Annotated in this window: 4 protein-coding genes and 1 pseudogene; all 5 read right to left on the bottom strand. The window is 71.4% G+C overall.

The window, feature by feature from the left end; genetic code table 11:
- Positions 1-562: pseudogene (locus INE98_RS11455) on the bottom strand (D-alanine--D-alanine ligase); the annotation flags it as partial.
- Between the two features lie 54 nt (positions 563-616).
- On the bottom strand, positions 617-1,534 hold the full coding sequence (gene murB / locus INE98_RS11450; RefSeq protein WP_293539062.1) for a UDP-N-acetylmuramate dehydrogenase: 918 nt from the start codon (positions 1,532-1,534) through the stop codon (positions 617-619).
- Complete coding sequence (murC, locus tag INE98_RS11445) at positions 1,531-2,946, bottom strand: UDP-N-acetylmuramate--L-alanine ligase (protein WP_293539061.1); 1,416 nt, start codon at positions 2,944-2,946, stop codon at positions 1,531-1,533. The genes murB and murC overlap by 4 nt, the downstream gene beginning before the upstream one ends.
- Positions 2,943-4,049 (bottom strand): undecaprenyldiphospho-muramoylpentapeptide beta-N-acetylglucosaminyltransferase, encoded by a 1,107-nt coding sequence (murG, locus tag INE98_RS11440; RefSeq protein WP_293539060.1) that lies wholly within the window; start codon positions 4,047-4,049, stop codon positions 2,943-2,945. The genes murC and murG overlap by 4 nt, the downstream gene beginning before the upstream one ends.
- A 61-nt stretch (positions 4,050-4,110) precedes the next feature.
- Positions 4,111-4,500, bottom strand: a 390-nt coding sequence (locus INE98_RS11435; protein WP_293539059.1) for an FtsW/RodA/SpoVE family cell cycle protein, incomplete at its 5' end; no start/stop codon positions are given.

Here is a 4,500-nt window from a genome sequence, read left to right as displayed (position 1 = left end):
GCCCCGGGATGTAGGGCTCGACGAGGACCTGTTCGCCGAGGGCCCAGTCCTCCGCAGCCAGGGCTTCGGGCGGGGCGTTCGCGCCGGCCCCGACGATGAAGACCCCGACCGACGAGCCTTCGGCATTGGGCTTGATCACATAGGGTGGGCTCAGAACATGACCCGCCGCGACATCGCGCCGGTCATAGAGGCCGCCGCCCGGGACAGTCACGCCGGCGGCGGCGAGCACCGCCTTGGCCCGGGTCTTGTCCATGGCCAGGGCCGAGGCCAGGACGCCGGAATGGGTGTAGGGCAGGCCCAGGGTCTCCAGCACCCCCTGGACGCAGCCGTCCTCGCCCCAGGACCCGTGCAGGGCGTTGAAGCAGACATCGGGCTTCAGACGGGCCAGGACCTGAGCCAGATCACGGCCGGCGTCTATCCGGGTGACCTGCGCGCCCAGCCGCTCGAGGGCGTCGGCGCAGGCGGCGCCCGAAACCAGGCTGACCTCGCGCTCCGAGGACAGGCCGCCCAGCAGGACGGCGACATGGCGGCCAGCCAGCGGTCGGGAATCAGCGTCCGGCATTGTCGGGCTCCGGGGATACAGCGCGACCGGCCCTCGCGCGGACGCGGGCGCCTGTCAAGCCGCCGGGCCCGCGCGCCCGATGCGCCGGATCTCCCAATCGAGCCGGACGCCTGTCCGGGCCTCGACATCCGCGCGGACGCGCTCGCCCAGGCCCTCGAGGTCGGCCGCGGTCGCCTCGCCGGTGTTGATCAGGAAGTTGGCGTGCTGGGGGGAGAACATGGCTCCGCCAAAGGCCCTGCCCCGCCAGCCGGCGGCGTCCACCAGCTTCCAGGCCGACTGGCCCTCGGGATTCTTGAAGGTCGAGCCGCCGGTCTTCTCGCGGATGGGCTGGCTGGCCTCTCTCCGCGCCGTGATCTCATCCATGCGCGCCCGAATGGCCGCCGGATCATCCGGCTGGCCCTCGAAGAGACCGGCGGTGAAGATGAGGTCCCCCTCCGCCGCCCGGGCGCACCTGCGATAGCTGAAACCCATTTCCGCGGCAGGGATCGAGACGCTGCGCCCGTCCCGGGTCACCGCCCGGGCCTCGACGAGGACATCAGCGGTCTCGGCGCCATAGCAACCTGCGTTCATGACGAGGGCGCCGCCCACCGACCCGGGCACGCCGCGGAAGAACTCCAGCCCGGCCAGGCCGGCGGACGCAGCCTCGCGCGCCAGCTGGGCGTCGAGGGCGCCGGCGCCGGCCAGCAGGCGGCGCTCGCCCACCCGCTCGATCCGGGCGAAGGCCCTGCCGGCGAGGCGGACCACCACCCCGTCCACCCCGCCGTCGCGGACCAGGGTGTTGGAGCCCACGCCGAGGGGCGTGACGGGTACGTCGGGGTCCAGGGCCGCGAGGAAGGCGGCGAGGTCAGGCTCGTCAGCCGGCAGGAAGAGGACGTCCGCAGGACCGCCGACCCTCAGCCAGGTCAGCGGGCGCAGGGGTTCGTCGTGCAGCAGTCGCCCCCGGACTGCAGGCAGCCGCTCGCGCCAGGTCACGACCCCAGGGCCTCGAGCTGCGCCGGGAGGGCGTAGGCCCAGGCGGTGATGTCGCCTGCGCCCAGGCAGACCACCAGATCACCGGGCCCCGCCTCGGCGCGGACCATCGCGGCGAGGGCGGCGGGCCCCTGGAGGGCCAGCACCCGGCGGTGGCCGTGGCGCTTCAGTCCCTCGACCAGATCCTCCCGGCTGGCGCCGGCCAGGGGCGCCTCGCCCGCAGCGTAGACGTCTGAGACGATCACCGTGTCGGCGTCGTTGAAGCAGGAGCAGAAGTCCTGGAACAGGTCCTTCAGCCGCGAATAGCGGTGCGGCTGGACCACCGCCACGACACGGCCCGACGTCACGGCGCGGGCCGCCGAGAGGACGGCGGCGATCTCGACAGGATGGTGTCCGTAGTCATCGACGATGCGCACGCCTCCGACGACGCCGGTCGTCGTGAACCGCCGCCGAACCCCTCCGAACCCGGCCAGCCCCTGACGGATCGCGTCCTCGCCGACCCCCAGCTCCCGGGCCACCGAGATCGCGGCAAGGGCGTTCAGCACGTTGTGGCGTCCCGCCATGGGCAGCTTCAGGCCCTCCCAGCGCAGCGGCGGGCCGTCGCCAGGCCGGATCACGACATCGAACCGGCATCCCTCCGGCCCCATCTCGATCCGCTCGGCGCGGACATCGGCCTGCGGATTGACGCCGTAGGTGACCAGGCGCCGGTTCTCCACCCGGGCGGCCATGGCCTGGACCTCGGGATGGTCGGTGCAGATGGCGGCGAAGCCATAGAACGGCGTGCTTTCGACGAACTCGCGGAAGGCGCGCCGGACGGCGTCGAAGGAGCCGTAGTGATCCAGGTGTTCGGGATCGATGTTGGTGACCACCGCGCAGGTCGCCCGCAGCTTCAGGAAGGTGCCGTCGGACTCGTCGGCCTCGACGACCATCCAGTCGCCCTGGCCCACCTTGGCGTTGGCGCCATAGGCGTTGATGATCCCGCCGTTGATCACGCTCGGGTCCAGGCCGCCGGCGTCGAGGAGGGCGGCCACCAGGGATGTGGTCGTCGTCTTGCCATGCGTGCCTCCGACCGCCACGGAGAACTGCAGGCGCATCAGCTCGGCGAGCATCTCCGCCCTGCGGACCAGGGGAAGACGACGCGCCCTGGCCTCGACGAGCTCGGGATTGTCCGGCTGGATGGCGGTGGAATAGACCACAGCCGAAGCGTTCTCGAGGTTCCCGGCGTCCTGTCCGATGAAGATGCGCGCACCGAGCTTCTCCAGCCGCTCGGTGTTGGCGCTGACCCGCGCATCCGAGCCCTGCACCGTATAGCCGACCCGAAGCATGATCTCGGCGATGCCGCTCATCCCGATGCCGCCGATGCCGACGAAGTGGACGGGCCCCAGATCAAAGGGCGTGGGCCTGCGCCGGTTCATCCGCCCCGTCCCTCGGCCGCGACGGCTTCGACGAGATCCGCAAGACGTTCGGCAGCATCCGGGCGGGCCAGGCTCGCCGCGCCCGCGGCCATCCGCGACAGGCGGTCCGGACTGCTCAGAAGCTTGACGAGGGCCGTGGACATGGTCTCGACGGTCAGCTGGTCTTCGCGGGCCACAACCGCACCCCCGGCCTCGGCCATGACCCTGGCGTTCTGGCCCTGATCGTCATCAAGGGCGATGGCGAGGGGGACGAGGATGGCCGGGCGGCCGGCGATGGCGAATTCGCAGACCGAACCGGCGCCGGATCGTCCGATCACCAGATGGGCCGACTTCAGTCGGCCGGCCATGTCCCTGAAGAAGGGTGCGATCTCGGCCTTCACATTGGCGTCTGCATAAATCCGGCGAGCAGTCTCGAGACTCTCGGGGCGGGTCTGCTGCTGGACCTCGAGGCGCAGGCGCAGAGGCTCCGGGAGAGCGGCGATGGCCGCAGGCATCAGCTCTGACAGGAGCCGGGCCCCCTGGCTTCCCCCGGTGATCAGGAGGCGGATCGGACCCCTCCCCCCGGGCGGCGCATACGGCGTCCCGGCGATGGCCCGGATCTCGGCGCGCACGGGATTGCCCACGACGACAGCGCGCCCTGCCACTCCCGGGGGAGCCTTCTCGAGGATGGGAAAGGCGCAAGCGACGGCGCGGACCCGCCCGGCGAGGCGCCGATTGGCGCGGCCCATGACCGCGTTCTGCTCATGCAGGACCGTGGGGCGGTTCTGGCTGAGGGCCGCCAGCAGGCCCGGAGCCGAGGGATAACCGCCAAAGCCGACAACCACGTCCGGCCCGATCTCCCGGAAGGCGGCCCGGGCCTGGAGCACGCCGGCGAGAATGGCGAGGCCCGCGCGCACCAGGCCGATGAGGTCGCCGGGTCGATAGCTTCGTGCGGACAGGCCGATCCTCTGTTCGGCCGGGAAGCTCTCGGCCAGGGCGGCCACGCGCTCGTCGCTGGCCAGGACGATGCGCCAGCCCCTGGCGATCAGGGCCTCGGCGAGAGCCTGGGCCGGAAAGAGATGGCCCCCGGTTCCTCCGGCGGCGACGACAGCGATCTTCTGCATGGGCGGGGTTTACGGGAGTCCCGGTGGGTTGGGTAGGGGGCGGGCCGGCGCGTTCCGGGGATCAGCCCTGGGCGTAGGCCCCGGGGCGGCGGCGGGTGAGGGCGAGGGCGAGGCCGAGGGTCAGGCAGATGGCCAGCATGGATGACCCCCCATAGGAGATGAAGGGCAGGGTCATGCCCTTGGTCGGGATGAGGTTCAGGTTGACGGCGATGTTGATCAGCGCCTGCTCGCCCACCAGCACGAAGAGGCCCGCCGCAGCCACCTGCTGGAACGGATCGGACAACTTGAGCGCCCGGTAGAGACCGCGGATCACCAGAAAGCCGAACAAGGCGATCAGGGCGAGGGAGAAGACCAGGCCGTACTCCTCGGCGGCGACCGAATAGATGAAGTCCGTGTGGAGGTCGGGCACGTGACGCTTCATCACGCCTTCCCCCGGTCCGCGGCCGATCAG

The organism is Phenylobacterium sp. (assembly GCF_020253645.1).
In the GTDB taxonomy this organism is placed as follows: domain Bacteria; phylum Pseudomonadota; class Alphaproteobacteria; order Caulobacterales; family Caulobacteraceae; genus Phenylobacterium.
This window is presented reverse-complemented; position numbering and strand designations above follow the sequence as displayed.